General features: G+C 36.8%; 44 protein-coding genes. 43 read left to right on the top strand and 1 reads right to left on the bottom strand.

Annotation, left to right across the window (positions count from 1 at the left end; all coding sequences use genetic code 11):
• Nucleotides 1-30: 30 nt before the first annotated feature.
• Complete coding sequence (locus tag H3U49_RS09095) at nucleotides 31-720, bottom strand: A24 family peptidase (RefSeq protein WP_198181071.1); 690 nt, start codon at nucleotides 718-720, stop codon at nucleotides 31-33.
• A gap of 195 nt (nucleotides 721-915) precedes the next feature.
• Here H3U49_RS09095 and rpsL point away from each other — a divergent pair, with 195 nt between their 5' ends.
• The 43 genes from rpsL to H3U49_RS08885 all read left to right on the top strand — a co-directional run bounded on the left by rpsL (nucleotide 916) and on the right by H3U49_RS08885 (nucleotide 25,147).
• On the top strand, nucleotides 916-1,323 hold the full coding sequence (gene rpsL, locus H3U49_RS09090) for a 30S ribosomal protein S12 (protein WP_034980479.1): 408 nt from the start codon (nucleotides 916-918) through the stop codon (nucleotides 1,321-1,323).
• 14 nt (nucleotides 1,324-1,337) lie between these two features.
• A complete protein-coding gene (rpsG, locus tag H3U49_RS09085) occupies nucleotides 1,338-1,808 on the top strand; it encodes a 30S ribosomal protein S7 (RefSeq protein WP_046332459.1) in 471 nt (156 codons plus the stop codon).
• A gap of 24 nt (nucleotides 1,809-1,832) precedes the next feature.
• The gene (gene fusA, locus H3U49_RS09080; RefSeq protein ID WP_046332458.1) at nucleotides 1,833-3,926 is read left to right on the top strand and encodes an elongation factor G; all 2,094 of its coding nucleotides are present in this window, start codon (nucleotides 1,833-1,835) and stop codon (nucleotides 3,924-3,926) included.
• Between the two features lie 515 nt (nucleotides 3,927-4,441).
• The gene (rpsJ, locus tag H3U49_RS09075) at nucleotides 4,442-4,750 is read left to right on the top strand and encodes a 30S ribosomal protein S10 (protein ID WP_045928455.1); all 309 of its coding nucleotides are present in this window, start codon (nucleotides 4,442-4,444) and stop codon (nucleotides 4,748-4,750) included.
• Between the two features lie 24 nt (nucleotides 4,751-4,774).
• A complete protein-coding gene (gene rplC, locus H3U49_RS09070; RefSeq protein WP_198181070.1) occupies nucleotides 4,775-5,404 on the top strand; it encodes a 50S ribosomal protein L3 in 630 nt (209 codons plus the stop codon).
• Between the two features lie 14 nt (nucleotides 5,405-5,418).
• Entirely contained in the window at nucleotides 5,419-6,051 is a 633-nt protein-coding gene (gene rplD, locus H3U49_RS09065) for a 50S ribosomal protein L4 (RefSeq protein ID WP_198181069.1), read from the top strand.
• Nucleotides 6,048-6,359 carry a 50S ribosomal protein L23 gene (rplW, locus tag H3U49_RS09060; protein WP_034980462.1) on the top strand — a complete coding sequence of 104 codons (312 nt, stop codon included), beginning with the start codon at nucleotides 6,048-6,050 and terminating at the stop codon, nucleotides 6,357-6,359. The genes rplD and rplW overlap by 4 nt, the downstream gene beginning before the upstream one ends.
• Nucleotides 6,360-6,374: 15 nt before the next feature.
• Entirely contained in the window at nucleotides 6,375-7,211 is an 837-nt protein-coding gene (gene rplB, locus H3U49_RS09055) for a 50S ribosomal protein L2 (RefSeq protein ID WP_045928454.1), read from the top strand.
• A gap of 18 nt (nucleotides 7,212-7,229) precedes the next feature.
• A complete protein-coding gene (gene rpsS / locus H3U49_RS09050; protein WP_034980456.1) occupies nucleotides 7,230-7,511 on the top strand; it encodes a 30S ribosomal protein S19 in 282 nt (93 codons plus the stop codon).
• Nucleotides 7,512-7,530: 19 nt separating this feature from the next.
• Nucleotides 7,531-7,884, top strand: a complete 354-nt coding sequence (gene rplV / locus H3U49_RS09045; RefSeq protein WP_034980453.1) for a 50S ribosomal protein L22 — start codon at nucleotides 7,531-7,533, stop codon at nucleotides 7,882-7,884.
• A 13-nt stretch (nucleotides 7,885-7,897) separates the two neighbouring features.
• The gene (gene rpsC / locus H3U49_RS09040) at nucleotides 7,898-8,569 is read left to right on the top strand and encodes a 30S ribosomal protein S3 (RefSeq protein ID WP_046332454.1); all 672 of its coding nucleotides are present in this window, start codon (nucleotides 7,898-7,900) and stop codon (nucleotides 8,567-8,569) included.
• On the top strand, nucleotides 8,569-9,009 hold the full coding sequence (gene rplP, locus H3U49_RS09035) for a 50S ribosomal protein L16 (RefSeq protein WP_198181068.1): 441 nt from the start codon (nucleotides 8,569-8,571) through the stop codon (nucleotides 9,007-9,009). The genes rpsC and rplP overlap by 1 nt, the downstream gene beginning before the upstream one ends.
• Entirely contained in the window at nucleotides 8,999-9,196 is a 198-nt protein-coding gene (gene rpmC, locus H3U49_RS09030; RefSeq protein WP_198181067.1) for a 50S ribosomal protein L29, read from the top strand. The genes rplP and rpmC overlap by 11 nt, the downstream gene beginning before the upstream one ends.
• Before the next feature lie 18 nt (nucleotides 9,197-9,214).
• The gene (gene rpsQ, locus H3U49_RS09025; RefSeq protein ID WP_198181066.1) at nucleotides 9,215-9,481 is read left to right on the top strand and encodes a 30S ribosomal protein S17; all 267 of its coding nucleotides are present in this window, start codon (nucleotides 9,215-9,217) and stop codon (nucleotides 9,479-9,481) included.
• 32 nt (nucleotides 9,482-9,513) lie between these two features.
• Complete coding sequence (gene rplN / locus H3U49_RS09020) at nucleotides 9,514-9,882, top strand: 50S ribosomal protein L14 (protein ID WP_034980437.1); 369 nt, start codon at nucleotides 9,514-9,516, stop codon at nucleotides 9,880-9,882.
• 16 nt (nucleotides 9,883-9,898) lie between these two features.
• Nucleotides 9,899-10,162, top strand: coding sequence for a 50S ribosomal protein L24 (gene rplX, locus H3U49_RS09015; protein ID WP_198181065.1), 264 nt, complete (start codon nucleotides 9,899-9,901; stop codon nucleotides 10,160-10,162).
• 14 nt (nucleotides 10,163-10,176) lie between these two features.
• Nucleotides 10,177-10,719, top strand: a complete 543-nt coding sequence (gene rplE, locus H3U49_RS09010; RefSeq protein ID WP_046325350.1) for a 50S ribosomal protein L5 — start codon at nucleotides 10,177-10,179, stop codon at nucleotides 10,717-10,719.
• 12 nt (nucleotides 10,720-10,731) lie between these two features.
• Nucleotides 10,732-10,917, top strand: coding sequence for a type Z 30S ribosomal protein S14 (locus tag H3U49_RS09005; protein ID WP_034980430.1), 186 nt, complete (start codon nucleotides 10,732-10,734; stop codon nucleotides 10,915-10,917).
• 22 nt (nucleotides 10,918-10,939) lie between these two features.
• A complete protein-coding gene (gene rpsH, locus H3U49_RS09000; protein WP_038523731.1) occupies nucleotides 10,940-11,338 on the top strand; it encodes a 30S ribosomal protein S8 in 399 nt (132 codons plus the stop codon).
• A gap of 24 nt (nucleotides 11,339-11,362) precedes the next feature.
• Nucleotides 11,363-11,893 (top strand): 50S ribosomal protein L6, encoded by a 531-nt coding sequence (gene rplF / locus H3U49_RS08995; protein ID WP_198181064.1) that lies wholly within the window; start codon nucleotides 11,363-11,365, stop codon nucleotides 11,891-11,893.
• Nucleotides 11,894-11,915: 22 nt separating this feature from the next.
• The gene (gene rplR / locus H3U49_RS08990) at nucleotides 11,916-12,275 is read left to right on the top strand and encodes a 50S ribosomal protein L18 (RefSeq protein WP_198181063.1); all 360 of its coding nucleotides are present in this window, start codon (nucleotides 11,916-11,918) and stop codon (nucleotides 12,273-12,275) included.
• A gap of 16 nt (nucleotides 12,276-12,291) precedes the next feature.
• The gene (rpsE, locus tag H3U49_RS08985; protein ID WP_034980420.1) at nucleotides 12,292-12,798 is read left to right on the top strand and encodes a 30S ribosomal protein S5; all 507 of its coding nucleotides are present in this window, start codon (nucleotides 12,292-12,294) and stop codon (nucleotides 12,796-12,798) included.
• 13 nt (nucleotides 12,799-12,811) lie between these two features.
• Nucleotides 12,812-12,997 carry a 50S ribosomal protein L30 gene (gene rpmD / locus H3U49_RS08980; protein ID WP_046332451.1) on the top strand — a complete coding sequence of 62 codons (186 nt, stop codon included), beginning with the start codon at nucleotides 12,812-12,814 and terminating at the stop codon, nucleotides 12,995-12,997.
• 22 nt (nucleotides 12,998-13,019) lie between these two features.
• Nucleotides 13,020-13,460: a 50S ribosomal protein L15 gene (gene rplO, locus H3U49_RS08975; RefSeq protein ID WP_198181062.1), complete on the top strand. Its 441-nt coding sequence runs from the start codon at nucleotides 13,020-13,022 to the stop codon at nucleotides 13,458-13,460.
• Nucleotides 13,460-14,755: a preprotein translocase subunit SecY gene (gene secY / locus H3U49_RS08970; RefSeq protein WP_198181061.1), complete on the top strand. Its 1,296-nt coding sequence runs from the start codon at nucleotides 13,460-13,462 to the stop codon at nucleotides 14,753-14,755. Before rplO ends, secY begins: the two co-directional genes overlap by 1 nt.
• Before the next feature lie 10 nt (nucleotides 14,756-14,765).
• Nucleotides 14,766-15,422: an adenylate kinase gene (locus tag H3U49_RS08965; protein WP_198181060.1), complete on the top strand. Its 657-nt coding sequence runs from the start codon at nucleotides 14,766-14,768 to the stop codon at nucleotides 15,420-15,422.
• Nucleotides 15,423-15,487: 65 nt separating this feature from the next.
• On the top strand, nucleotides 15,488-15,709 hold the full coding sequence (gene infA / locus H3U49_RS08960) for a translation initiation factor IF-1 (RefSeq protein ID WP_034980408.1): 222 nt from the start codon (nucleotides 15,488-15,490) through the stop codon (nucleotides 15,707-15,709).
• A gap of 14 nt (nucleotides 15,710-15,723) precedes the next feature.
• Entirely contained in the window at nucleotides 15,724-15,840 is a 117-nt protein-coding gene (rpmJ, locus tag H3U49_RS08955; RefSeq protein ID WP_006729432.1) for a 50S ribosomal protein L36, read from the top strand.
• A gap of 20 nt (nucleotides 15,841-15,860) precedes the next feature.
• On the top strand, nucleotides 15,861-16,211 hold the full coding sequence (gene rpsM / locus H3U49_RS08950; RefSeq protein WP_034980405.1) for a 30S ribosomal protein S13: 351 nt from the start codon (nucleotides 15,861-15,863) through the stop codon (nucleotides 16,209-16,211).
• Nucleotides 16,212-16,232: 21 nt separating this feature from the next.
• Complete coding sequence (gene rpsK, locus H3U49_RS08945; RefSeq protein WP_034980403.1) at nucleotides 16,233-16,616, top strand: 30S ribosomal protein S11; 384 nt, start codon at nucleotides 16,233-16,235, stop codon at nucleotides 16,614-16,616.
• Between the two features lie 45 nt (nucleotides 16,617-16,661).
• Nucleotides 16,662-17,600, top strand: a complete 939-nt coding sequence (locus H3U49_RS08940) for a DNA-directed RNA polymerase subunit alpha (protein ID WP_034980402.1) — start codon at nucleotides 16,662-16,664, stop codon at nucleotides 17,598-17,600.
• Nucleotides 17,601-17,625: 25 nt separating this feature from the next.
• Entirely contained in the window at nucleotides 17,626-18,009 is a 384-nt protein-coding gene (rplQ, locus tag H3U49_RS08935; protein WP_034980401.1) for a 50S ribosomal protein L17, read from the top strand.
• 306 nt (nucleotides 18,010-18,315) lie between these two features.
• Nucleotides 18,316-19,167 carry an energy-coupling factor ABC transporter ATP-binding protein gene (locus H3U49_RS08930; protein WP_198181059.1) on the top strand — a complete coding sequence of 284 codons (852 nt, stop codon included), beginning with the start codon at nucleotides 18,316-18,318 and terminating at the stop codon, nucleotides 19,165-19,167.
• The gene (locus tag H3U49_RS08925) at nucleotides 19,143-19,988 is read left to right on the top strand and encodes an energy-coupling factor transporter ATPase (protein ID WP_198181058.1); all 846 of its coding nucleotides are present in this window, start codon (nucleotides 19,143-19,145) and stop codon (nucleotides 19,986-19,988) included. Before H3U49_RS08930 ends, H3U49_RS08925 begins: the two co-directional genes overlap by 25 nt.
• A 4-nt stretch (nucleotides 19,989-19,992) precedes the next feature.
• Nucleotides 19,993-20,790 (top strand): energy-coupling factor transporter transmembrane protein EcfT, encoded by a 798-nt coding sequence (locus H3U49_RS08920; protein WP_198181057.1) that lies wholly within the window; start codon nucleotides 19,993-19,995, stop codon nucleotides 20,788-20,790.
• Nucleotides 20,790-21,575: a tRNA pseudouridine(38-40) synthase TruA gene (gene truA, locus H3U49_RS08915; protein WP_198181056.1), complete on the top strand. Its 786-nt coding sequence runs from the start codon at nucleotides 20,790-20,792 to the stop codon at nucleotides 21,573-21,575. The genes H3U49_RS08920 and truA overlap by 1 nt, the downstream gene beginning before the upstream one ends.
• A gap of 106 nt (nucleotides 21,576-21,681) precedes the next feature.
• On the top strand, nucleotides 21,682-22,125 hold the full coding sequence (gene rplM, locus H3U49_RS08910) for a 50S ribosomal protein L13 (protein ID WP_034980395.1): 444 nt from the start codon (nucleotides 21,682-21,684) through the stop codon (nucleotides 22,123-22,125).
• Between the two features lie 11 nt (nucleotides 22,126-22,136).
• The gene (rpsI, locus tag H3U49_RS08905; RefSeq protein ID WP_034980394.1) at nucleotides 22,137-22,532 is read left to right on the top strand and encodes a 30S ribosomal protein S9; all 396 of its coding nucleotides are present in this window, start codon (nucleotides 22,137-22,139) and stop codon (nucleotides 22,530-22,532) included.
• A 202-nt stretch (nucleotides 22,533-22,734) separates the two neighbouring features.
• Nucleotides 22,735-23,310, top strand: coding sequence for an ATP-binding cassette domain-containing protein (locus H3U49_RS08900; protein WP_232347682.1), 576 nt, complete (start codon nucleotides 22,735-22,737; stop codon nucleotides 23,308-23,310).
• Complete coding sequence (locus H3U49_RS09905; RefSeq protein WP_232347683.1) at nucleotides 23,292-23,591, top strand: hypothetical protein; 300 nt, start codon at nucleotides 23,292-23,294, stop codon at nucleotides 23,589-23,591. The genes H3U49_RS08900 and H3U49_RS09905 overlap by 19 nt, the downstream gene beginning before the upstream one ends.
• The gene (locus tag H3U49_RS08895; protein WP_198181055.1) at nucleotides 23,572-24,222 is read left to right on the top strand and encodes an ABC-2 transporter permease; all 651 of its coding nucleotides are present in this window, start codon (nucleotides 23,572-23,574) and stop codon (nucleotides 24,220-24,222) included. The genes H3U49_RS09905 and H3U49_RS08895 overlap by 20 nt, the downstream gene beginning before the upstream one ends.
• A gap of 18 nt (nucleotides 24,223-24,240) precedes the next feature.
• The gene (locus H3U49_RS08890; RefSeq protein ID WP_198181054.1) at nucleotides 24,241-24,405 is read left to right on the top strand and encodes a hypothetical protein; all 165 of its coding nucleotides are present in this window, start codon (nucleotides 24,241-24,243) and stop codon (nucleotides 24,403-24,405) included.
• A gap of 385 nt (nucleotides 24,406-24,790) precedes the next feature.
• Entirely contained in the window at nucleotides 24,791-25,147 is a 357-nt protein-coding gene (locus H3U49_RS08885; protein ID WP_198181053.1) for a DUF6176 family protein, read from the top strand.
• Nucleotides 25,148-25,185 lie beyond the last annotated feature (38 nt).

Here is a 25,185-nt window from a genome sequence, read left to right as displayed (position 1 = left end):
GTCATCTCATTCTAGCTGGGATGCAGCTTTTTATTTGCATAAAAGTTGAATAATTAATCCAATGTAAATAAAGGGAATAAATCCTATAGGCTGTTTCCTATTCATTTCGCTGCTGAAAAAAACGATAAGCAGAGTTATTGAAGCAGTTAAAAAAGTTAAATTGGCAAATTTCGAATTAAAGTAAAAAGATAAGATTAGGTAGATTATTAAGTCTCCGCTACCGCATTTTTTTCTAATTGTTTCAAAAAACAAAAGCAAAAAGATAGGTAAAAACTGAATAAAACTAATAATACTAATACTATTTAAATTATTCATTATATGCAGAACCGAAATAATAAGTGCCGGCAGTACTAAGATAATATCGAATTCCTGAACTTGATAATCGCTGATTGCAGTTAATAGTAAGCTAAATAAAACTATTGCTGTATATATCCCATGGATGTTGCTGAAATTTATTTTACAAAAAGCAAAGCCGCCTAAAAATTCTGTAAAAAAATATTCACATGGTATATGAACTTTACAATAACGACAACGGCCTTGGAGTACCAAATAGGAAATTAAAGGTATTTCGTCAAGTAAACACAGCTGCTGATTACAATTAGTGCATTTTGAGCGACTGAAGATAAAGTCTTCTTTGCCGGCTCTTTCGACAATCACACATGCATGAGAAGCTAGGCATGTGCCGATTAAAAAATTGCTAATTTCAAAAATCCATTCCATAATTATTTACCTCGCATAATCGCATAATTAGATACGCAAAAAATTTACCTTGCTTTTTAATTAATAAAAATAATTTGCATTTTTACAGCAAGCGAGTACAATAGTCATTGTGTATTTTGATGATTTATCTGGGACTAAAAAAAGAAACTCCTGGATGTGTGAACAAAATAATAAATTTTTTAGGAGGAAAATTTAATGCCAACCATTAACCAATTGGTAAGAAAAGGCCGTCATACTAAGACGACTAAATCAAAGTCACCAGCTTTAAGCTATGGCTACAACAGTATGAAGAAAGAGCTAGTAGCTAACCCAGCACCTCAAATGCGTGGAGTTGCAACTCGTGTCGGTACCATGACTCCAAAGAAGCCAAACTCAGCTTTACGTAAGTATGCTCGTGTGCGTCTTTCAAACTTAATTGAAGTAACTGCTTATATTCCGGGTGAAGGTCATAATTTACAGGAACACTCTGTTGTTTTAATTCGTGGTGGTCGTGTAAAGGACCTTCCTGGTGTTCGTTACCATATTATTCGTGGTGCCCTTGATACTGCTGGTGTTGAAGGCAGAAAGCAAGGCCGTTCCAAATACGGTGCCAAGAAAGATTAAGGAGGAGTTAAATAATGCCTAGAAAAGGACATGTAGCTAAAAGAGATATTTTAGCGGATCCAGTATATAATTCAAAGCTCGTAACTAAGTTGATCAACCATTTAATGATTGATGGTAAAAGAGCTAAGGCTTCTTCAATCCTTTATGATGCTTTTGACATCGTTAAAGAAAAGACTGGCAAAGAGCCACTTGATGTTTTTGAAGAAGCTATGAATAACATTATGCCAGTTCTGGAAGTTAGAGCACGCCGTATCGGTGGTTCAAACTACCAGATTCCAGTTGAAGTTCGTCCAGAAAGAAGAACAACTTTAGGTTTAAGATGGTTAGTTTCATACGCTCGTTTACGTAATGAACATACTATGGATGAACGCTTGGCTAACGAAATTATTGATGCTTCCAACAATACTGGCTCAGCTGTTAAAAGGCGTGAAGATGTTCACCGTATGGCTGAAGCCAACCGTGCATTTGCACACTATCGTTTCTAATTTTTTAGAGAAAGGAAAAAATCTATGGCTAATAAGCGTGAATTTCCATTAGAAAAAACACGTAACATTGGTATTATGGCCCACATTGATGCGGGTAAGACTACTACAACAGAGCGTATTCTTTACTACACTGGTAAAATCCATAAAATTGGTGAAACCCACGAGGGTGATTCCCAAATGGACTGGATGGATGAAGAAAAAGAACGTGGTATTACTATTACTTCCGCAGCTACTACTGCGCAATGGAAGGATTACAGAATTAACATCATTGATACCCCAGGACACGTTGATTTTACTATTGAGGTTGAGCGTTCCTTGCGAGTTCTTGATGGTGCTGTAACTGTTCTTGATGCTCAAGCTGGTGTAGAGCCTCAGACTGAAAATGTTTGGCGTCAAGCTGAAACTTACGGTGTTCCTCGAATTGTTTTTGTCAACAAGATGGACAAGATTGGGGCAGATTTTGACAAGTCTGTTAAGTCTTTACACGAACGTTTAAATGCCAATGCTTTAGCTGTGCAAATGCCAATCGGTTCTGCTGAAAGCTTCGAAGGTGTTATTGATTTACTTAACATGGTAGCTGATGTTTATGATGAAGATAAACTTGGTTCCAAATGGGATACTATTCCTGTTCCTGATGAATACAAAGAAGAAGCGGAAAAGCGTCGGGGTGAACTGATTGAACAGGTAGCAGATGTTGATGATGACATCATGGAGAAATACCTTAACGGTGATGAAATTTCTGTTGATGAATTAAAGGCTGCTATTCGTAAAGCTACATTGGATTTGAAGATCTTCCCTGTATTTGCAGGTTCAGCCTTCAAAAACAAAGGTGTACAAATGATGCTTGATGGTGTGGTTGACTACTTGCCATCTCCATTAGATGTTAAACCTTATGTTGCTCATGATCCAAAAACTGGTGAAGAAGTTGAATTAGTTGCTGGAGATGAAAAGCCATTCTCCGCTTTAGCATTTAAGATTGCTACTGACCCCTTTGTTGGTCGTTTGACTTATATTCGTGTTTACACCGGCTCACTTGAATCAGGTTCCTACGTTTTGAATGCTTCTAAAAATAGCCGTGAACGTGTTGGTCGTTTGTTGCAAATGCATGCCAACTCCAGAAGTGAAATTCCTGAAGTATTTTCCGGAGATATTGCCGGTGCTATAGGTTTAAAGAACACTACAACTGGTGATTCATTAACTGACCCTGATCACCCATTAATTTTGGAAAGTTTGGAAGTTCCAGATCCAGTTATTCAGGTTTCTATTGAGCCCGAATCTAAAGCTGATCGTGATAAACTTGACATCGCTTTGCAAAAGCTGACTGAAGAAGACCCAACTTTTAGGGCTGAAACAAATGCTGAAACTGGTCAAACTTTGATTTCCGGAATGGGTGAGCTGCATCTGCAAATCATGGTTGAGCGCATGAAGCGTGAATTTCATGTTGAAGCTAAGATTGGTGAGCCACAAGTTGCTTATCGTGAAACCTTCACTAAACCTGCTAAGGCACAAGGTAAATTTGTCCGTCAGTCTGGTGGTAAGGGACAATACGGTGATGTCTGGATTGAATTTACTCCAAATGAAAGAGGAAAAGGCTACGAGTTTGAAGATGCCATTGTCGGTGGTGTTGTTCCTCGTGAATTTATTCCAGCTGTTGACGCAGGTTTGCAAGAATCAATGAAGAACGGTATTCTTGCTGGTTATCCGTTAATCGACGTCAAGGCTAAGCTTTATGATGGTAGTTACCACGAAGTTGACTCTTCTGAAGCTGCCTTCAAAGTTGCTGCATCATTGGCATTGAGAAATGCTGCTCCTAAAGCTGGTGCAGTTATCCTAGAGCCTATTATGAAGGTTCAAGTTATCACACCTGAAGATTACTTAGGTGACGTAATGGGTTCGATTACTGCTCGTCGTGGTACGATGGACAATATGCAAGATCGTGCTGGTGCCAAAGTTCTAAATTCAATGGTTCCACTTGCCGAAATGTTTGGCTACGCAACTACTTTGCGTTCTTCAACACAGGGTCGTGGTACGTTTACAATGGTCTTTGATCACTATTCACCAACTCCTAAGTCCATTCAAGAAGAAATTATTAAAAAGCGTGGCGGCAACGCAGAATAATTTTTAATAGTTAAACAAAATTAAATACAATAATTGAGCTGTTGGTTTTGCCAATGGCTCTTTTTATTTTGCTTAAAACTTTTTCATTAAGTTATTAAGAAACAAAAATTTAAAAGTTAAAAAGATTTATAAATAGAATTTTTGAAGTCACATTAATCTTACACTTATTAAATTTATTATTAGAAATTCAGACTAGTTTGTTGAAATTATCCTAGTTTGAGAGTATTTTTGTTTTCTGCTGGGAATTATATTTTTTGATTTTATAAAATTTGTTAAAGTTATAGTATTTTAGCGTTAATATCAAGAAAAGTGTCCTTTGAGCCTTGATATTCAAGCACAAAACGGGTATACTATTTTTTGTGTGTCTAGGGCATATTCTGCCTTAAAGCGCATTTTGTTGTAAAGCATTGATACAAAAGGTTGCGGCACGCCAGGCTGCATTGCCACAGAGGTGGTGCCGGTAATTTTTGTGGAAGCTAGTCATCTTTTAAAGAAGACGTTGAGGAGGTAATTTAATGGCAAGTCAATCAATTCGTATCAGACTTAAGTCATACGAACATGGTATTCTCGATGAATCAGCTGCTAAAATTGTAGCTACTGCAAAGAGAACTGGAGCTGAAATTTCAGGCCCAGTTCCATTGCCAACAGAAAGGGTATTGTTCACTGTTTTGCGTTCACCACACAAGAACAAGGACTCACGTGAACAATTTGAAATTCGTACGCATAAGCGTTTAATCGATATTTTAAATCCAACACCTAAAACTGTTGACTCTTTAATGAAGCTTGATTTACCAAGCGGTGTTGACATCGAAATTAAACTTTAATTTTAAAAAGAAAGAGGTGTAATCATGACCAAAGGAATCTTAGGAAGAAAAGTTGGTATGACCCAAATCTTCACTAAAGATGGTATCCTTGTGCCCGTTACTGTTGTTGAAGCAACTCCTAACGTAGTTATGCAAGTTAAGACAGTTGAATCAGACGGCTACGAAGCAATTCAATTAGGATATCAGGATAAACGTGAAGTTTTGAGCAACAAACCAGAAAAAGGTCATGCTGCAAAAGCAAAGACTTCGCCTAAGCGCTTCATACGTGAAATCCGCGGAGTTGAGCTTAAGGACTACGAAGTCGGCTCAGAAGTTACTGTGGACACATTTAAGGAAGGTGACGTAGTTGACGTCACTGGTACTACAAGAGGTCATGGATACCAAGGTAACATTAAACGTTGGGGCCAATCACGTGGACCAGAAACTCACGGTTCAAGATACCACAGAATTCCTGGTTCAATGGGTTCTATCATTAACCGTGTGCCTAAAGGCAAACGTCTGCCAGGCCACATGGGAATGAAGAAAGTTACCATTGAAAACTTAGTAATTGAAAAAGTTGTAGCAGACAAGAATGTATTGTTAATCAAGGGCAATGTTCCTGGTGCTAAGAATTCATTGCTTACTGTTAGATCTGCTGTTAAAAGTAATAAATAGGAAGGAGGACTAGAATGGCTAATTTAAAGGTTATTGATCAAAAAGGCAAAGATGCTGGTGAAGTTACTTTAAATGATGAAGTATTTGGCATTAAGCCAAATGAGAGCGTAGTTTTTGACGCAATTATCAGACAAAGAGCTGGCAGACGTCAAGGTACCTCGAAGGTTAAAAATAGATCCGCTGTTCGTGGTGGTGGAAAGAAGCCTTGGAAACAAAAAGGTACAGGACGTGCTCGTCAAGGTTCTATCCGTTCACCACAATGGCGTGGTGGTGGTGTAGTTTTCGGACCAACTCCACGTTCCTATGCGTACTCAATGCCAAGAAAGCAAAGACGCTTGGCTATTAAGTCTGTTCTTTCTCAAAAGTTGATTGATAAGGATTTAATTGTTTTGGATCAATTGACAATGTCAGCTCCTAAAACAAAAGAATTCAAGTCAATCTTAGACGGCTTAAAAGTTGAAGGCAAAGTTTTAGTTGTTTCTGAAGATAAGAATATTCAATACTCAGCTAAAAACTTGCCAAATGTTAAGGTAATCACTGCAAATGGTTTGAATGTTGAAGATGTTGTCAACTATGACAAATTAATCTTGACCAAAGAAGCCGTTGAAATGATTGAAAAGAATGTTGAGGGGGCTTCGACGAAATGAGTGCACACGATATCATTTTAAGACCTGTCATTACTGAAAAGTCAACGAACTTAATGGATGATAAGAAATACACTTTCAACGTGCTTTTAACTGCAACCAAGACTCAAGTTCGTGATGCTGTTGAAGAAATTTTTGATGTTAAGGTCAAAAAAGTTAATATCATGAATGTTCGTGGTAAGGATAAGCGTGTTGGCCGTTATTCCGGCAAAACCGCTCGTACCCGTAAGGCAATAGTTACCTTAACAGAGGATTCAAACGACATCAAAATTTTCAAAGACGATAACGATAATAAAGAAGAAAACAAGTAATAGGAGGTCAGTCAATTGGCTATTAAAATTTATAAGCCAACCACAAATGGTCGCCGTAATATGACTACTTCTGACTTTGCTGAAATTACTAAGAGCAAGCCAGAGCGTACTTTACTTGAGTCACAATCACATACTGCAGGTCGTAACTCTTATGGTCATATTACTAGCAGACACCGTGGTGGTGGTCATAAGCAAAAATACCGTATTATCGATTTTAAGCGTAACAAAGACAATGCAAAAGCTGTAGTTAAGGCAATCGAATACGATCCAAACAGAACTGCTAATATTGCGCTTCTTCACTATACCGACGGTATAAAAGCTTATATCCTAGCACCAAAGGGTTTAACAGTTGGTGATGTGGTAGAGTCTGGCGCTAATGCAGATATTAAGCCAGGAAACGCTTTGCCATTAAAGAATATTCCAACTGGTACATCAATTCACAATATTGAATTAAGTCCTGGTAAAGGTGGTCAGCTGGTTAGAAGTGCTGGAGCCAGTGCTCAAGTTTTGGGTAATGATGGTAAGTACACCTTAGTTAAATTACAGAGTGGTGAAGTTCGTAAGATTTTATCAGTTTGTCGCGCAACTATTGGTGTTGTAGGTAATGAACAACATTCATTAATCCAATTAGGTAAAGCTGGTCGTAGTCGCTGGTTAGGTAGACGCCCACAATCTCGTGGTTCCGTAATGAACCCTAACGATCACCCACATGGTGGTGGTGAAGGTAAAGCTCCTGTAGGTCGTCCACAACCGATGACACCATGGGGCAAGAAAGCTCGCGGTATCAAGACTAGAAATAGTAAGAGAGCCAGCGAGAAGTTAATTGTACGTCACCGTAAAGGTAGCAAATAATAGAAGGAGGGTAATTTAATGAGCCGTAGTATTAAAAAAGGGCCTTTTGCTGATGCATCCTTATTAAAGAAAGTTGATGCACAAGCAGATACAGATAAAAAACAGGTTATTAAAACTTGGTCACGTCGTTCAACTATTTTTCCTTCTTTTGTTGGTTTGACTATAGCTGTTTACGATGGTAGAAAGCATGTTCCGGTATATATTACTGAGGATATGGTTGGTCATAAGTTAGGTGAATTTGTTCCGACAAGAACTTTCCGTGGACATAAGACATCTGACGACAAGGCTACTGCAAAATAAAGAAAGGAGAAACACTTAAATGGCAGAACAAGTTAGTTCAGCTAGGGCAGAAGCAAGAACAGTTCGTATTGCTCCAAGAAAAGCACGTTTAGTCGTTGATTTGATTCGTGGCAAAGACGTTGCTGAAGCATTGGCAATCTTGCAATTTACGCCTAGAGCTGCTTCCCCAATCGTTGAAAAAGTTTTACGCTCAGCAATTGCAAATGCAGAACACAATTATGATCTTGAAAGTGCCAATCTTTATGTATCTGAAGCATACGTAAATGAAGGAGCTACTTTAAAGAGATTTAGACCACGTGCCAAAGGTATGGCTTCTCCTATTAATAAGAGAACTAGTCATGTAGTTGTAGTAGTGTCAGAAAAGAACGATTAAGGGAGGTATATTAATGGGTCAGAAGATTAACCCAAATGGTTTTCGTCTCGGCGTAATTCGTGACTGGGAATCTAAATGGTATGCTGACAGAGGATACAAAGAAACTTTAAATGAAGATCTGCGTATCAGAAAATTCATTGATAAAAAGTTAAAGAATGCCTCTGTTTCTACTGTTGAAATTGAACGTGCAGCCAACAGAATCAACGTATCAATCAATACTTCTAAACCTGGTATGGTAATTGGTAAAGGTGGTTCTGAAGTTGAAGCTTTAAGAAGAGAACTAAATGCTTTGACTAAGAAACAGGTACACGTTAATATTGTTGAAATTAAAAAGCCAGATCTTGATGCTAAATTAGTGGCTGAAAGCATTGCTAGTCAACTTGAAGCTCGTATTGCTTTTAGACGTGCTACTCGTCAGGCTACTCAAAGAACAATGCGTGCTGGTGCTAAGGGAATCAGAGTACAAACGTCTGGTCGTTTGAACGGCGCCGACATGGCAAGAAGAGAATGGCATACAGAAGGTCGTGTTCCATTACAAACTTTAAGAGCTGATATTGATTATGCTTGGGTAAATGCCTACACCACATATGGTGAAATTGGTGTTCAAGTATGGATTAACCGGGGTGAAATCTTACCTTCTAAAAGTAAGAAGCCCGAAAAAGCTGCGAAGGGAGGAAGCAAATAATGCCTCTAGTACCAAAAAGGGTGAAACACCGTCGTGAGTTTCGTGGTAAGATGCGTGGCGCTGCTAAGGGTGGAAAGACCATTGCCTTTGGTGAATATGGATTACAAGCCCTTGAGTCCCACTGGATTACTACACAACAAATTGAAGCTGCCCGTGTTGCGATGACTCGTTACATGAAACGTGGTGGTAAGGTTTGGATTAGAATTTTCCCTCAAAAATCATACACTGCAAAGGGTGTTGGTGTCCGGATGGGTTCCGGTAAAGGTGCACCTGCAGGTTGGGTAGCTGTAGTCAAGAGAGAAAAGATTATGTTTGAAATTGGTGGCGTTGACGAAGCTACTGCTCGTGAAGCTTTAAGACTTGCTGCAACAAAGCTACCAATTAAATGTAAATTTGTGACTAAAAGTTCGGAAGTAGGTGGCAATTCTAATGAAGACTAAAGAAATCAGAGCATTAACCACTGATCAAATGTTAGACAAGGAAAAGCAATACAAAGAAGAACTCTTTAATTTGCGTTTTCAACAAGCAACGGGTCAATTAGAAAATACCGCTCGCCTAGGTAAAGTCCGTAAAAACATTGCTAGAATTAAAACAATTCTTAGCGAAAAAGCATTGGAAAAAGATTAGTGGAAGGGAGTTATTAACTTGAGCGAATCAATCGAAAGAAATCATCGTCACGTATATCAAGGCGAAGTAATTTCTGATAAGAATGACAAAACTATCACTGTTGTTGTTGATACTTATAAGAATCACCCTGTTTACAAGAAGCGTATTAGATATTCAAAGAAATATTACGCACAAGATGATAAAAATGAAGCTAAAGTTGGCGATACTGTTCGTATCATGGAAACTCGTCCATTATCTCGTACAAAGCGCTTTCGTTTAGTTAAAATTGTTAAAAAATCTGTTTAATTTTGCGGATTTAGTGAGGGGAGGATTATATAGTGATTCAAAATGAATCCCGTTTGAAGGTTGCTGATAACTCAGGTGCCAGAGAACTTTTAGTTATTAGAGTCTTAGGTGGATCAAGACGTAAGACTGGTAACATTGGTGATATTGTGGTTGCAACTGTTAAACAAGCAACACCAGGTGGCGTTGTCAAAAAAGGTGACGTTGTCAAGGCCGTTATTGTTAGAACAAAATCAGGCGCACGCCGTGAAGATGGATCATACATCAAGTTTGATGAAAATGCTGGTGTAGTTATCAATGCAGATAAGAGTCCACGTGGTACTCGTATCTTTGGGCCTGTTGCACGTGAGCTGCGTGAGCACGACTTTATGAAAATCGTCTCTCTTGCTCCTGAAGTCTTATAATAAGTGAGGTGCACTGATGTTTGTTAAAACTGGTGACAAAGTAAAAGTTATTACCGGAAAAGACAAAGGTAAAGAAGGTATTGTTTTATCTGTTAACGTTAAAAAGAATCGTGTAGTTGTTAAAGGCGTTAATAAGATTAAGAAACACCAAAAGCCTTCACAGACTAATGCTAACGGTGGTGTAGTTGAATCAGAAGGTTCAATTCACGCATCAAATGTTAAGGTCATTGCAAAGTCTGAAGGCAAAGCAAATGATAATAAAGAAGAAACTAAGAAGTAGAAGGGAGGACACAAATGGCAAATTATTTAGCTCAAGAATATAAAGAAAAAATTGTTCCTGCATTGCAAGAAAAGTTTGATTACAGCTCAGTTATGCAAGTACCAAAAATTGAAAAAATAGTTTTGAACATGGGTGTTGGAGACGCTGTTTCTAATGCTAAAAACTTAGATGAAGCTGTAGAAGAATTGACTTTAATCTCAGGTCAAAAGCCATTGGTTACTAAAGCCAAAAAGTCAATCGCTAACTTCCGCTTGCGTGAGGGTATGTCTATTGGTGCTAAGGTAACTCTTAGAGGCGATAGAATGTACGATTTCTTATATAAGTTAATCAGTGTTTCACTTCCTCGTGTTCGTGACTTCCGCGGTGTATCAAGCCGTTCGTTTGATGGTCGTGGTAACTACACTTTAGGTATTAAGGAACAACTGATTTTCCCAGAAATTGACTTTGATAAAGTTAATAGAACTAGGGGTTTAGATGTTGTTATCGTTACTACTGCCAATACAGATGAAGAAGCTCGTGAGCTTTTAAGTCAGTTTGGTATGCCGTTTGCAAAATAATGGAGGACATTAATGGCTAAGACATCACAAAAAATTAGAAATCATCGTCCTGCTAAATTTTCTTCACGTGAATATACTCGTTGCGAGAGATGTGGTCGTCCACGCTCCGTTTATCGTAAGTTTGGCTTATGCCGTATTTGCTTGAAAGATTTAGCTCACAAGGGTCAAATCCCAGGCCTTAAAAAGGCTAGTTGGTAATACGGATTGGAGGATAGCATAAATGGTCATGACAGATCCGATCGCAGACTACTTGACTAGAATTAGAAATGCCAATATGGCGAAACATAATTCTGTTGAAATTCCTGCATCAAACATTAAAAAATCTATTTCAGAAATCTTGAAACGCGAAGGCTTCATCCGTGATTACGAAGTTACCGATGATAATAAACAGGGTATGATTAAGATTTTCTTGAAATATGGTCCTGACGGCGAACGTGTCATTTCAGGCTTAAAGAGAATTTCTAAGCCAGGTCTTAGAAATTATGTTAGTGCCGAAAACCTACCTAAAGTACTTAATGGTTTGGGTATAGCCATCGTTTCTACTTCTGCAGGTGTAATTACTGACAAAGAAGCAAGACAAAAAGATGTTGGTGGCGAAGTTATCGCTTACGTTTGGTAATTCTGACAGAAAGGAGAGCAATCAATGAGCCGTATCGGTTTAAAAACAATTGAAGTCCCAGATAGTGTCACTGTTACCAAAAATGGTGACAATATCACTGTTAAGGGACCTAAGGGTGAATTAACTAGATATTTTGATCCAAAAATCACCTTTAAACAAGAAGATGGCAAAATCAACTTTTCACGTTCAAATGAAAATGATAAAGCACTTCATGGAACTGAAAGAGCTAATCTAGCTTCTATGGTTGAAGGTGTAGTTGATGGTTACAAGAAAACTTTAAAATTAATTGGTGTTGGTTATCGTGCCACTGCACAAGGCAACAAATTAACTTTAAATGTTGGTTATTCTCACCCAGTTGTAATGACTGCACCAGAAGGTGTTTCAGTAAAAGCTACTTCAGCAACTGATATTGAAGTAGAAGGAATTTCTAAGCAAAATGTTGGTCAATTTGCTGCTGAAATTCGCGATGTACGTCCGCCAGAGCCTTATAAGGGTAAAGGTATTCGTTATACTGACGAATACGTACGTCGTAAGGAAGGTAAGACAGGTAAATAGTAAAAAATTTTGAGGTGAAATTGTGATTTCAAAACCAGATAAGAATAAATTGCGCTTAAAGCGTCATAAACGTATTCGTAGCAAGATTTCTGGTACTGCTGAGCGCCCACGCTTAAGCGTTTTCCGTTCAAACAAAAACATCTACGCTCAATTAATTGATGACGTAGCGGGTGTAACGCTAGCAAGTGCCTCAACTTTAGATGATGCTGTATCAAAGGATCAAACTAAAGTAGAACAAGCTCAAGCTGTTGGTAAAGGTATTGCCGAAGCAGCCAAAGCAAAAAACATTACTAGTGTAGTGTTCGATAGAAGTGGTTATTTATACCACGGCCGTATTTCAGCATTGGCAGATGCCGCTCGTGAAAACGGATTAGAGTTCTAGGAAAGGAGATAAATACATGGCAAACCGCAACGATTCTCGCAATAATCGTAGAAATAAAGACGACATCGAAGATCAGTTAGTAGCAATTAATCGTGTCACCAAGGTTGTCAAAGGTGGTCAACGAATGAGATTTGCTGCCCTGGTAATCGTTGGCGACAAAAAAGGTCGTGTAGGCTTTGGTACTGGTAAAGCTCAAGAAGTTCCAGAAGCAATCCGTAAGGCCGTTGAAGCTGGTAAAAAGAATATGATCAAGGTTCCTAAGGTTGGTACTACTATTCCTCATGAAGTAATTGGTCATTATGGCTCAGGAAGTATCATGATTAAGCCTGCTCCAGCAGGTTCAGGTGTTGCTGCCGGTGGTGCCGTTCGTATCGTTATGGATATGGCTGGTATTGCTGATGTTACTTCTAAATCACTTGGTTCTAATACTCCTATCAACGTTGTTCGTGCAACAATAGATGGATTAAAGAAACTTAGAACAAGTGAAGATGTTGAAAAGCTACGTCACGCTGAATTAGATTAGGGAGACTGAATAAATGACTGAATTAAAAGTTACTTTAATTAGAAGTGCTGCGCACCGTCTGCCTAACCAACGAAAAGTTGTGAAAGCTCTTGGCTTAGGTAGAATTAATAGTACAGCTACTTTACCAGACAATGCTGCAACTCGTGGTGCATTAATGAAAATCGCCCACCTGATTTCAGTTGAAGAGATTAATAAATAACTAATTGAGGAGGTGCCAATTAATGAAGCTTCATGAATTACATGCTGCTGAAGGTTCACGCAATACAAGAAAACGTGTTGGTCGTGGTACTTCAAGTGGTTTTGGAAAAACTTCTGGCCGTGGCCAAAAGGGACAGTTGTCTCGCCAAGGTGGTCATACTCGTCTAGGTTTTGAAGGTGGTCAAATGCCATTATTTAGAACCATGCCAAAACGCGGATTTAAGAACGTTAATCGTAAAGAGTATGCAATCATTAACTTAGATGACTTAAACAAGTTTGAGGATGGCAGCGAAGTTACAGTTGCTGGTCTTAAAGAAAAAGGTTTGGTAAAGAAGGAATTATCAGGCGTTAAATTGCTTGCAAATGGTGAGTTAAAAGTCAAGTTAAACGTAAAGGTTAACAAAGTTTCCGCCACTGCTAAAAAAGCAGTTGAAGAAGCAGGCGGATCTGTTGAGGTGATCTAATGTTTTCGACCTTGAAGAACGCCTTTAAGGATAAAGAAATAAGAAATAAAATTTATTTTACACTCTTTATTCTTTTGATATACCGAATTGGAGCGAATATTACTGTTCCAGGTGTCAACGCAAAAGCGATTACTCAAGTTGCACAAACTGGTTTAGTTCCTATGCTGGATACAGTTTCTGGTGGGGGACTAGATAATTATTCAATTTTCTCACTAGGTGTTTCACCTTATATAACTGCACAAATTGTTATTCAGTTATTGCAGATGGATATTGTTCCTACATTAGTAGAGTGGGGCAAACAAGGTGAAGTTGGACGACGTAAGACTAATAATGTAACTCGTTGGCTTGCTTTGTTTGTGGCATTTATTCAGAGTTTAGGAATTACGCTTGGTTTCAATGCATTAACACAAATGGGCCTAGTTAAGTCACAAAATTGGCAGTCTTATGGCGAAATTGCAATAATAATGACGGCTGGAACGATGCTTTTAACTTGGCTTGGTGATGAAATTACTGATAAAGGTTTAGGTAATGGAGTTTCAGTAATAATTTTTGCTGGTATTATAGCTCGGCTACCTCGTGGCCTTTGGCAACTTTATAAAGATGGAGTTATCAATAATAATGCTAGTGATCGTTGGCAAGGGATTTTGTTCTTCATCGCGATTATCATTGCAATACTTATTGTAACCCAATTAGTTACATGGGTAGAACAGGCAGATCGTCGAATTCCAATACAATACACAAGACGAGCAACTATTAGTGGCTCTGAAAGTTTTTTGCCATTAAAGGTTAATGTCTCTGGAGTTATTCCAGTCATATTTGCTAGTTCATTCATTATTACACCAGCAACAATTTTGATGGCCTTTCAGAAATCTCAAGGCGACCAGCAATGGTATAAAATAATGACCAACATATTTAGTATGCAAACTACCCCTGGGGTCATAATCTATACTGTTTTAATTATCTTGTTTACATTCTTTTACGCTTTTGTTCAGGTTAATCCTGAAAAGCTGGCTAAGAACTTGCAGAAACAAGGTGCGTACATTCCGAGTGTTTGGCCCGGTAAAGATACACAAGATTATGTATCAAAGGTACTAATTAGGTTATCAACTGTAGGATCTGTATTTTTAGGTCTAGTAGCATTATTGCCACAGCTTGCTACTAATTTTTGGGATTTACCAAGTTCAATTGGATTAGGCGGTACTAGCCTTTTAATTGTTATTGGTGTCGTCTTAGAACTATCTCGTCAAATTAACGGATTGTTAATGAAGAGAGAATACGTTGGATTCATCAGATAGGAATGGATAAATGATTAATATATTTCTTTTAGGTTTGCCTGGTGCTGGCAAAGGTACGGTATCAGAACAAATTGTCGATAAATATCATCTAACTCATATTTCAACTGGGGATATGTTTAGAGAAGCAATGGCTAATGAGACTAAAGTTGGTCTTGAAGCTAAAAGTTACATTGATAAAGGTGATTTGGTACCAGATGAAGTTACTGCTAAATTAGTTGAAGAGCGCTTAGGTCAGTCAGATATTAATGAAGGTTATATTTTAGATGGCTTTCCGAGAACAATTGTTCAAGCAGAGCTTTTTGAAGATATTGCTATGCGCATGAACAAGCAATTAACAAATGTAATTTCACTTGAAGTTAAAGAAGAAACTTTGATAAGACGTTTATCAGCACGCTTTATGTGTAAAAAGTGCGGTGCAACATATAACAAGATTACAAAAATGCCTAAAGTTAAGGATACTTGTGATCGTTGTGGTAGCCATGACTTTTACCAACGTGAAGATGACAAACCTGAAGTAGTACAAAATCGTTTGGAAGTAAATGAAAAGATGAATGCACCGCTGAAAGACTTTTACCAGAAAAAAGGTTTGTTAACTGTTGTAGATGGTGAACAGACACCTGAAGAAGTATTTAAGAATGTTGATGCGGTTTTAAGTAAAAAGCAATAATTTGTATATTTACTTTTCCGTGTTATAATTTCAAAGTATGACTGTTTAAATGCGGAGGAACGGCTTTGGCAAAAGATGATGTCATAGAAGTAAAAGGTAAGGTTGTTGATACCCTGCCTAATGCTATGTTTAAAGTTGAATTGGAAAATGGAGCTGTGATTTTAGCACATGTTTCCGGTAAGATTAGGATGCACTATATCCGGATTTTACCTGGAGACCGTGTTACTGTGGAACTTTCTCCTTATGATTTGACTAAAGGTAGAATAACTTATCGATTTATAAAGTAATAACGGAGGGAAACATGAAGGTTAGACCATCTGTTAAACCAATGTGTGAACATTGTAAGATAATTAAGAGAAATGGTCGTGTAATGGTTATTTGCTCTGCAAATCCAAAGCACAAGCAACGTCAAGGTTAAAATAATAGGAGGTGCAATTTATGGCACGTATTGCTGGTGTTGACTTACCAAGAGATAAAAGAATAGTTGTTGCATTAACATATATTTACGGAATTGGTGAACCAACAGCACAAAAGATTTGTGCGGATGCTGGTGTTTCTGAAGACATACGTTCAAAAGATTTGACTCCAGATGACCAAGAAAAGCTTCGTGCAGAAGTTGATAAATACCGCGTTGAAGGTGACTTACGTAGAGAAGTAAGTATGAACATCAAGCGGTTAATTGATATTGGTTCTTATCGTGGTATTCGCCACCGTAGAGGACTTCCGGTTCGCGGTCAAAATACTAAGAATAATGCCCGTACACGTAAGGGTAGCAAGAAAAATAAATAAAAATTTTAAGGAGGTTTATTGATGCCTAAAACAGCACGTAAACGTCGTGTGAAGAAGCACGTTGAAAAAGGCGTTGCTCATATTCATTCTACGTTTAACAATACTTTAGTCATGATTACTGACGTTCAAGGCAATGCAATTGCCTGGTCTTCAGCTGGTGCATTAGGCTTTAAAGGTAGCCGTAAGTCTACACCATTTGCTGCACAAATGGCAGCCGAAGCAGCAGCTAAGAGCGCAATGGATCAAGGCATGAAACATGTAGAAGTTTCTGTTAAAGGTCCTGGTGCTGGTCGTGAATCTGCTATTAGATCACTACAAGCGACTGGACTTGAAATCACCGCTATTCGCGATGTTACACCAGTTCCTCATAATGGTTCTAGACCACCAAAACGTCGTCGTGTTTAATTTTGTTCTTAATGAAGGACATTGCGTTTTGAAAGGGGCCTAGTAATGATTGAATTTGAAAAACCAAATATTACCGTAGTAGACCAAGAGAAGTCTTATGGTAAATTTGTTATTGAACCACTTGAACGAGGCTTTGGTACTACTTTAGGTAACTCATTACGTAGAGTTTTACTGACATCTATCCCAGGTACAGGACTTGTTTACGTTCAAATAGATGATGTCTTACACGAATTCTCAACCGTTCCAGGCGTAAGAGAAGATGTCGCTAAGATAATCCTGAACCTTAAGAAACTTGAATTAAAGTCTTTTTCAGATGAACAAAAAATTATTGAAATTGACGTAGAGGGTCCGGCTACTGTAACCGCCGATGATCTTAAAGCTGACGCAGATATTCAAATCCTAAATCCTGATCAATATATTTGTACTATTGCTGATGGTGGTCATCTGCATATGCAGATTGCTGTCAAAAATGGCCGTGGCTACGTTGCAGCAAGTGACAATAAGAGTGAAGATATGCCAATTGGAGTTATTCCGGTTGATTCTTTATTTTCTCCAATAAAGAAGGTTAACTATCAAGTTGAATCAACTCGTGTTGGTAAAAGAGACGATTTTGACAAGCTCACTTTAGAGATTTGGACAGATGGTTCAATCAAGCCTAACGATGCCCTCAGTTTCGCAGCCAAAATATTAGTTGCACACTTTAAAGTGTTTGAAACTGCTGATGCAAATACTAAATTCAATGATGTAATGGTTGAAAAAGAAGACGATACAGCTGAGAAGAAGCTTGAAATGACAATTGAAGAGCTTGATCTTTCTGTTCGTTCATACAATTGTCTTAAACGTGCCGGTATTAATACGCTGCAAGAATTGACTGATAAAACAGAAGCAGATATGATGCGTGTACGTAATTTAGGACGTAAATCGTTGGAAGAAGTTAAAAATAAATTAGCTGACTTGGGACTATCATTACGTCAAGAAGATTAATTAAAGAAATAAAGGAGGTAAACTGATGGCATACCGTAAATTGGGTCGCGACAGTGCACATAGAAAAGCAATGCTGAGAGAAATGACTACTCAATTAATCATGAAGGAACGCATTACTACTACTGAAGCTCGTGCCAAAGAAGTTCGCAAAACCGCCGAAAAGATGATTACTTTAGGCAAACGTGGAGATTTGGCTGCAAGAAGAAGAGCAGCTGCTTTTGTTCGTGATGAAGTTGCAGATATTCATGAAGAAAAGGATGCAGTAGTTGTTAAATCAGCTTTGCAAAAGCTTTTTAGCGATATTGCACCTCGTTACAAAGATAGAAACGGTGGATACACCAGAATTATGAAGCTTGCTACAGCCCGTAAGGGTGATGCAGCTCCAATGGTTATTTTAGAATTAGTTTAATTCAAATAACCAACTTAATAGCTATTAAGAATTATCCGTGAGAGTGAGAATAAGCGTTAAGATGATGACGAAAGTTTAGTCTAGCTTAGATAATTACGTTATCCCTCCTCATGGGTGATTTTTTTTGCTTTTTTAATTTTGCCTAAGCATTAAAACAGTAAGATAATTTTTAAAAATCAATTCAGAACAAGTTAAATTTAATCAGGTAATTAAACTATTAATTTTGATCTACAAAGGTACTAATCAGTATTCAGAATTCTCCATATTTTTGGTACAATTGAATCAGACTTTTAGGACGGTGAGAGTATGGCAAACGATAATATCATTAAAATAAAAAATGTAAGTTTTTCCTATCCAGAGTCAGACGCTCCCGCTATAGATAACATTAGTTTCAATGTAAAACGGGGTTCATGGACTTCAATTATTGGTCATAATGGTAGTGGTAAATCAACAATTATTCGTTTAATTAATGGTTTGCTAGTACCAGATGAAAGTGGTAGCCCTTCAATTGAAGTGGATGGAATAAAACTAACCGACGATACAGTTTGGGAAGTTCGAGATAGAGTAGGTATTGTCTTTCAGAATCCTGATAATCAATTTGTTGGAGCAACTGTAGCTGATGATGTTGCATTTGGTTTAGAAAATCGCGGCATTCCTCATTCAGAAATGGTTAAAATAGTTCCAGAAGCAATTAAAGCTGTGGGGATGAGTGAATATGCCAACTCTGAGCCTGCAAATTTATCCGGTGGTCAAAAGCAAAGAGTGGCTATTGCTGGTATATTAGCTATTAAACCCAAAATAATTGTGTTAGACGAAGCTACTTCAATGCTTGATCCTGAAGGAAGAAATCAAATATTATCAATTGTTCAAGATATGAAGGATAAGTATGACTTGACTGTAATTTCTATTACTCATGATATTGATGAAGCTAATATGGCTGATCAAGTTTTAGTAATGAATGATGGTAAATTAATTACACAAGGAAGTACTAAAAAAGTTTTTAGTCAGGTTAGTCTTCTTAAAAGCATAGGGTTAGATGTGCCTTTCTTTGAGCAAATTAAAGAAAAATTGCAGCAAGATGCAATAAAATTACCTGATAACTTAGATTCAGAAAAAGAGTTGATTAATTATCTATGTCAATTAAATTCAAAAATGTAAGCTACATTTATTCTCCCGAAACTCCAATGGCAAAAAAGGGTTTAGATAATGTTTCATTTGAGTTAAAAGATGGTTCTTTTAATGCAATAATTGGACATACTGGGAGTGGAAAATCGACTCTTATGCAGCATTTTAATGCTCTTATTAAACCTGCAACAGGAAAAATAGAAATAGCTGGCACAACTATAACACCAGAAACTACAAATAAAAATTTAAAAGATTTAAGAAGACATGTAAGTTTGGTTTTTCAGTTTCCTGAAACGCAATTGTTTGAAAATACAGTTTTGGATGATATTGCCTTTGGTCCTAAAAATTTTGGTTATGACAATGAAAAAGCTCTTGAAAGTGCTAAATATTGGCTAAAAAAGGTGGGTTTATCTGAAGAAATTGGCAAAAGGTCACCATTTGAACTTTCTGGTGGACAAATGAGGAGAGTGGCAATAGCTGGAGTAATGGCATATGAACCAGATATTCTTTGCTTGGATGAACCAGCAGCTGGTCTTGATCCAGAAGCGCGTAAACAAATGATGGCACTTTTTTCGGATTACCAAAAAGACGGGCATATGGTAATTTTAGTTACCCATAATATGGATGATGTGGCTAAATATGCTGATAATGTTTTAGTTATGGAGCAGGGTAAACTTATTAGGCAAGACACACCTACAGAAATTTTTAAAAATCGTAAGTGGTTGCAAGAGCATCATCTTGAAGAACCTAAAGCTTCTTTGTTTGCAGCTAAATTAACTAATTATAAATTTACAAAAATGCCATTAACTATAAATAGTTTAGTAAAAGAAATAGAAGATAATTTAAAGGGGTGATTGCGTGAGTAAAATCTTAATTGGTCGTTATGTAGCTGGTGATTCGATAGTCTATAGAATGGACCCTCGAGGGAAATTACTCGCAACTATTCTCTTTATTTTATTTGTCTTTTTGGCTAATAATCCAATTTCATATGTTATAGTAACTATCTTTAGTTTGGTCGCAGTTGCTGCTACAAAGCTAAAGCCTAAAATCTTTTGGGATGGAGTAAAGCCATTAATTTGGCTGATTTTGTTCACTTCTTTTTTACAACTATTTTTTACTGTTGGAGGAACTGTATACTGGCGCTGGACAATCTTTGCCTTATCAAGTTACGGGATCACTAATGCAATTTTTATATTTATTCGTTTTACTGTAATTATTTTAATCTCCACAGTAATGACGGTTACAACTAAGCCACTTGAAATTGCTGATGCGATCGAATGGCTATTAAAACCGTTAAAAATAATTCGTGTTCCCGTGGATAAAATAGCACTTGTAATGTCTATAGCACTACGCTTTGTGCCTACCCTATTTGATGAAACTTATAAAATAATGAATGCTCAGCGCTCACGTGGTGCAGATTTTAATAACGGCGGATTAGTTACTAGAGCAAAGGCAATCACACCACTTTTAGTGCCGCTGTTTATTAACTCTTTGGAAACAGCAATTGATTTGTCAACTGCGATGGAGTCTCGCGGATATCGCGGTGACAAGGGAAGAACAAAATTTAGAGTTTTAAAATGGTCTAATGTAGACCTTATAAATTTGGGATATTTTATTTTATTATTAGGACTTCTATTAGTATTTAGGACACATTGATGACAACAAGATATAAAATGACGGTCGCTTATGACGGTCATCTATTTCACGGCTTTCAGTACCAGCCATACCAAAGAACTGTGCAAGGTACAATTGAAACTGCATTATATAAAATGACAAAAGGCAAAACAGTGATTGTCGAGGGTTCGGGCCGTACAGATGCTGGTGTTCATGCACTAGGTCAGGTGATTCATTTTGATTATCCAGGTAAACAAATTCCACCTGAAAGAATGATTTGTGCAATGAATTCAATGATGCCATTAGATATTATATTTAAAAAATGCGCAGTAGTTGATGAAAAATTTCATGTTCGATATAGTGCAAAAGGTAAGTGGTATCGGTACTGTGTTAGTTTGGATAGGTTTGTTGACCCCTTTAAACGTTTCTATACAGGACACTATCCTTATCCAGTTAATATAGAAAAAATGAAAAAAGCAGCTACTGATTTGCTGGGCACCCATGATTTCACTAGCTTTGCTGCTAGTGGTGGCCAAATAAAAAACAAAGTGCGTACGATGTATTACGTAAATATACAAAAAGATCAAAGAAATAATGAAATTATCTTTGATTTTATTTGTTCAGGGTTCCTGTATAATATGGTCCGTATTTTAGTGGCTATGTTATTAGAGATTGGCAGAGGGAAACGTCCTGTAAATGATATTCCCCGGGTAATATCTGCTAAGGATCGAGAACAGGTGAGAGAAACTGCTCCAGCAAGTGGACTATTTTTGTACCATGTTTTTTATGAAAATATACCGGAAAAGTACAGGCTTGATAGGGATTAATATTGACTTTTTAATTAAAAAGACTTATTATATTTAAGTATGTTTGTCCACGATAGGCCCCGGAATCTTATTGTTTTCAAACAACGTATAAACGGAGGAAATTAAATTGCGTACTACACAATTAGCGAAACCTAATGAAATTGAACGTAAGTGGTATGTTATTGACGCAACAGATGTATCTTTAGGTCGTCTGTCAACTGCAGTAGCAACTATTTTAAGAGGTAAGAATAAGCCTCAATATACACCAAACGTTGACACTGGTGATAACGTCATTGTTATTAATGCTGCTAAACTAAAGTTAACGGGTAAAAAAGCTACTGACAAGATTTATTACCATCACTCTGATTACCGAGGTGGTATAAAAGCCACTCCAGCTGGAGACTTGCTGGCTAATAATCCAGTTAGATTAGTTGAATTGTCAGTTAAGGGTATGCTTCCTAAAAATACTCTCGGTCATCAAGAGTTTATGAAGATGCATGTTTATGCTGGTGCTGATCACAAGCATGAAGCACAAAAGCCTGAAGAATTAGACATTAACAAATTAATCTAGGAGGTTAAATAATGGCACAACAAGTTGCATATGCAGGTACCGGTCGGCGCAAGAATTCTGTTGCGCGTGTTCGTTTAGTACCAGGTAGTGGTAAAATTACCGCTAATAATAAAGATATTGATCAATACATTCCTTTTCCTAACTTAGTTAAGGATTTGAAGCAACCATTGACTTTGACTGAAACTGAAAATCAATACGACGTTAAGGTTAACGTAAATGGTGGTGGTTTCTCGGGACAAGCTGGAGCTATTCGTCTAGGAATTGCACGTGCTCTTCTTGAAGTAGACCCTGATTTTCGTGGTCCATTAAAGAAAGCAGGTTTCTTGACTCGTGATCCAAGAATGGTTGAACGTAAGAAACCAGGTCTTAAGAAAGCTCGTAAAGCTTCACAATTTAGTAAACGTTAATCAATACGATTATATCAATGTTTAAAGCACTTCATGGTTTACACCATGAAGTGTTTTTTTTATAATTTTTTAGCAAAATTTACACCAACCCAATTCACATCATTACTTTAAAAAGCAATATGCGCTACTGACTTTGATAAACTTAATTTTAAGTAGTTTAATGGTTGTATATATGATGTTGCAATCATAGTGAGGTATAAAAATGGACACAAAACCAGTAATAGATGTGCTAAATTTAAGTAAGCGATATGAAAATTTTCAGCTACAAATTAATAATTTAAAAATAAATGAAGGTAGTATTGTTGGTTTAATTGGTAAAAATGGGTCAGGTAAGTCAACTTTTTTGAATTTACTATTAAATCAAATAAAAAGTGAAATAGGCAATGTAAAAATTTTTGGTTTGGATTATGCTAAAGATGAATACCAGATAAAACTTAACTTAGGTGTAATTTTGGAGCAAAATTATTTTCCAAACTCATTTTCTGTTCAACAAATTGAAAAAATGCTAGAAAATGTTTATCCAAGTTGGGATAAAAAACTCTATCACAATTTGATTGATGAGTTTGATTTGCCTACCAATAAGCCTATTAGTAATTTTTCAAGAGGGATGCTTGTTAAATTAAGTTTTGCTGCCACTCTTTCTCATCATCCTAGACTCTTAATTGCTGATGAAGCAACTAGTGGGCTTGATCCCATTGTAAGGAGAGAAATCTTATCTATGTTAAAAGAGTATGTAAATAATAATCAAATGACGGATTATTGTCTTCACATATCTTAAGTGATTTAGAACAAGTTGCTAACTATTTTATTTTTATGGAAAATAGCAATATTTTATTAAAGGGTAGTCAAGGTGAGTTGCTTAATCATTATGCAATTAAAACAGAGATAACAGACCTTCCATTGAGGAACATCAAATATAAACTATACCAAGATAACATGGTTCAATATCTAGTTGAAGTATCACAAGAAAGTGTTGATTATATAGATTATGCTTCATTAGAGGAAATATTCCTATTTTTAGTAAAAGGAGTAAAGATAGATGAGAGGACTTCTTTATAAGGATTTTCAACTTATACTAAATAAGCTAAGTGTGAAAAGTAGATTGCTAATCATATTAGTACTACTTTTGGTGACAATTTTTGGTAGAGAGTCTGGAACGATTTTTCTCTCAATAATGGGGCCGATTGGTTTAGCATCAATCCCCACTGGTCTATTGGTTGCTGACCAAGAAAGTGGATGGAACAGATTTGTAGGTGTTTTTCCTATTCCCAAAAGAAATATAGTTTTAGCCAGATATATTTTTTGTATTTCTTTAATTGTATTTATTAGCTTTATAACTTTAATTTTAAGCATTGCCACTGCTCTAATTTTCCAACAATTTAGCCTGCAAATTCATATAATAATATCGATAGTTGGCTTATTGATTGGTATCATGTATGTAGTACTCTTACTCCCAGCAGTTTATGCTTCAGGTACGTTTGGAAGCACGATTGTAAATATACTGGTTTTAGTCCTTATCATGGGAGGGGTTTATATTTTGCAGAAAACAACTTTGGGTCTGTTGTTCATCACTTGGATAAGTAACACTAATGCTTTCGTGCTAATAGTTACAAGCTGTTTCTTAATTGCAGTAATATCAATCGTTTCAATGATAATTTCAACAAAAGTATATTCCAACACATTTGAGTAGTTAGGAGTTTGAACTATTATGAGTAAAAAATCATATCATCAAATAGCTGTTGCTTTAGCAATAGTTTCAATTGTACTCGCAGTCGGGATACTGATCTGGGGAGAAAGAGGGACTGCTTTTATTGCAATTATCCCCGCCTTAATTGCTGATTTAATAGAACGTAAGGGAAAGAAAGTAAAATAATTAAGCTTTTTATTCCTAACTTTTTAGAAAGACACTGGCTGCCTAAGCAAGTGACATTCTAATTTATGTTCTATTGAAATAATTAACTGGGAGTATTCTACAAAAGTTTACCAAAGTAAGTTATTGAGTAGTGTGAACTTTTAGTATTTTTCAGCTCAATTCATATATTTTAGAAGTGAATCTCATACCATTTAGATGAAGTTAGTTGAAACTTATTGAAGCACTAGTTTCAGAAAAGCGAGAAGGCACCTGATATTAAAGTCTTTTGAAATATAGTTAAACCAGATCTTAAGAAGGTTCGTAACGCTTCACGATTTAGTAAGCGCTATTTACTTATTCTTAGTGTATTGCATTATTTATTATAATAATTATCAAAGGTAGGATTATGACAAAAATTGAATTAACACGTTTTCGTATTAAAAAGGGTAAAGAATTAAGAGCACAGGAATGGATGGATTTTTTAAATAAACATCATCAAGATACTGTGGCAACAATGGCTGGAGAAAGAATGTATATTGAGACTGTATTTAAAGAGGAATGTGCGGATGGTTACACGTACTTTTATTGGTATTCTATGCAAGGAGAAGGAGGAAATGCAGTCGAAGATTCGGAAAGTTATATTGATCAAAAGCATTTAGAATATTGGGACGAGTGTATAGATACTGCTTATAGGCCGGTGGATATGAAAGTGATGGAAAAACTAGTAGCACCTAAAATCAAAAGTATTATAGTTGCTGATTAAGTAAAAAATCTAATAAGGTGTAGTTATTTGAATAAAAG

Origin of the sequence: Lactobacillus sp. W8174, assembly GCF_016100975.1 — a bacterium.
Lineage (GTDB): Bacteria > Bacillota > Bacilli > Lactobacillales > Lactobacillaceae > Lactobacillus > Lactobacillus juensis.
The sequence above is the reverse complement of the archived record's forward strand: the minus strand, read 5'-3'. Positions and strand labels throughout refer to the sequence as shown.

Coding starts and splice junctions, on each gene's coding strand:
- rpsJ (WP_045928455.1), top strand. CDS start 4,442: ATGGCAAGTCAATCAATTCGTATCAGACTTAAGTCATACGAACATGGT.
- rpsI (WP_034980394.1), top strand. CDS start 22,137: ATGGCACAACAAGTTGCATATGCAGGTACCGGTCGGCGCAAGAATTCT.
- rpsM (WP_034980405.1), top strand. CDS start 15,861: ATGGCACGTATTGCTGGTGTTGACTTACCAAGAGATAAAAGAATAGTT.
- H3U49_RS08890 (WP_198181054.1), top strand. CDS start 24,241: ATGAGTAAAAAATCATATCATCAAATAGCTGTTGCTTTAGCAATAGTT.
- H3U49_RS08900 (WP_232347682.1), top strand. CDS start 22,735: ATGGACACAAAACCAGTAATAGATGTGCTAAATTTAAGTAAGCGATAT.
- rplO (WP_198181062.1), top strand. CDS start 13,020: ATGAAGCTTCATGAATTACATGCTGCTGAAGGTTCACGCAATACAAGA.
- rplF (WP_198181064.1), top strand. CDS start 11,363: ATGAGCCGTATCGGTTTAAAAACAATTGAAGTCCCAGATAGTGTCACT.
- rplV (WP_034980453.1), top strand. CDS start 7,531: ATGGCAGAACAAGTTAGTTCAGCTAGGGCAGAAGCAAGAACAGTTCGT.
- rpmJ (WP_006729432.1), top strand. CDS start 15,724: ATGAAGGTTAGACCATCTGTTAAACCAATGTGTGAACATTGTAAGATA.
- H3U49_RS09095 (WP_198181071.1), bottom strand. CDS start 720: ATGGAATGGATTTTTGAAATTAGCAATTTTTTAATCGGCACATGCCTA.
- rpsE (WP_034980420.1), top strand. CDS start 12,292: ATGGCAAACCGCAACGATTCTCGCAATAATCGTAGAAATAAAGACGAC.
- H3U49_RS08885 (WP_198181053.1), top strand. CDS start 24,791: ATGACAAAAATTGAATTAACACGTTTTCGTATTAAAAAGGGTAAAGAA.
- rplC (WP_198181070.1), top strand. CDS start 4,775: ATGACCAAAGGAATCTTAGGAAGAAAAGTTGGTATGACCCAAATCTTC.
- rpsG (WP_046332459.1), top strand. CDS start 1,338: ATGCCTAGAAAAGGACATGTAGCTAAAAGAGATATTTTAGCGGATCCA.
- rpsL (WP_034980479.1), top strand. CDS start 916: ATGCCAACCATTAACCAATTGGTAAGAAAAGGCCGTCATACTAAGACG.
- H3U49_RS08895 (WP_198181055.1), top strand. CDS start 23,572: ATGAGAGGACTTCTTTATAAGGATTTTCAACTTATACTAAATAAGCTA.
- rplE (WP_046325350.1), top strand. CDS start 10,177: ATGGCAAATTATTTAGCTCAAGAATATAAAGAAAAAATTGTTCCTGCA.
- truA (WP_198181056.1), top strand. CDS start 20,790: ATGACAACAAGATATAAAATGACGGTCGCTTATGACGGTCATCTATTT.
- H3U49_RS08965 (WP_198181060.1), top strand. CDS start 14,766: ATGATTAATATATTTCTTTTAGGTTTGCCTGGTGCTGGCAAAGGTACG.
- rplQ (WP_034980401.1), top strand. CDS start 17,626: ATGGCATACCGTAAATTGGGTCGCGACAGTGCACATAGAAAAGCAATG.
- rpsS (WP_034980456.1), top strand. CDS start 7,230: ATGAGCCGTAGTATTAAAAAAGGGCCTTTTGCTGATGCATCCTTATTA.
- rpsH (WP_038523731.1), top strand. CDS start 10,940: ATGGTCATGACAGATCCGATCGCAGACTACTTGACTAGAATTAGAAAT.
- H3U49_RS08940 (WP_034980402.1), top strand. CDS start 16,662: ATGATTGAATTTGAAAAACCAAATATTACCGTAGTAGACCAAGAGAAG.
- fusA (WP_046332458.1), top strand. CDS start 1,833: ATGGCTAATAAGCGTGAATTTCCATTAGAAAAAACACGTAACATTGGT.
- rplW (WP_034980462.1), top strand. CDS start 6,048: ATGAGTGCACACGATATCATTTTAAGACCTGTCATTACTGAAAAGTCA.
- rpmC (WP_198181067.1), top strand. CDS start 8,999: ATGAAGACTAAAGAAATCAGAGCATTAACCACTGATCAAATGTTAGAC.
- rpsC (WP_046332454.1), top strand. CDS start 7,898: ATGGGTCAGAAGATTAACCCAAATGGTTTTCGTCTCGGCGTAATTCGT.
- rplD (WP_198181069.1), top strand. CDS start 5,419: ATGGCTAATTTAAAGGTTATTGATCAAAAAGGCAAAGATGCTGGTGAA.
- secY (WP_198181061.1), top strand. CDS start 13,460: ATGTTTTCGACCTTGAAGAACGCCTTTAAGGATAAAGAAATAAGAAAT.
- rplP (WP_198181068.1), top strand. CDS start 8,569: ATGCCTCTAGTACCAAAAAGGGTGAAACACCGTCGTGAGTTTCGTGGT.
- rpsK (WP_034980403.1), top strand. CDS start 16,233: ATGCCTAAAACAGCACGTAAACGTCGTGTGAAGAAGCACGTTGAAAAA.
- H3U49_RS09005 (WP_034980430.1), top strand. CDS start 10,732: ATGGCTAAGACATCACAAAAAATTAGAAATCATCGTCCTGCTAAATTT.
- H3U49_RS08930 (WP_198181059.1), top strand. CDS start 18,316: ATGGCAAACGATAATATCATTAAAATAAAAAATGTAAGTTTTTCCTAT.
- rplX (WP_198181065.1), top strand. CDS start 9,899: ATGTTTGTTAAAACTGGTGACAAAGTAAAAGTTATTACCGGAAAAGAC.
- H3U49_RS08925 (WP_198181058.1), top strand. CDS start 19,143: ATGTCAATTAAATTCAAAAATGTAAGCTACATTTATTCTCCCGAAACT.
- rpmD (WP_046332451.1), top strand. CDS start 12,812: ATGACTGAATTAAAAGTTACTTTAATTAGAAGTGCTGCGCACCGTCTG.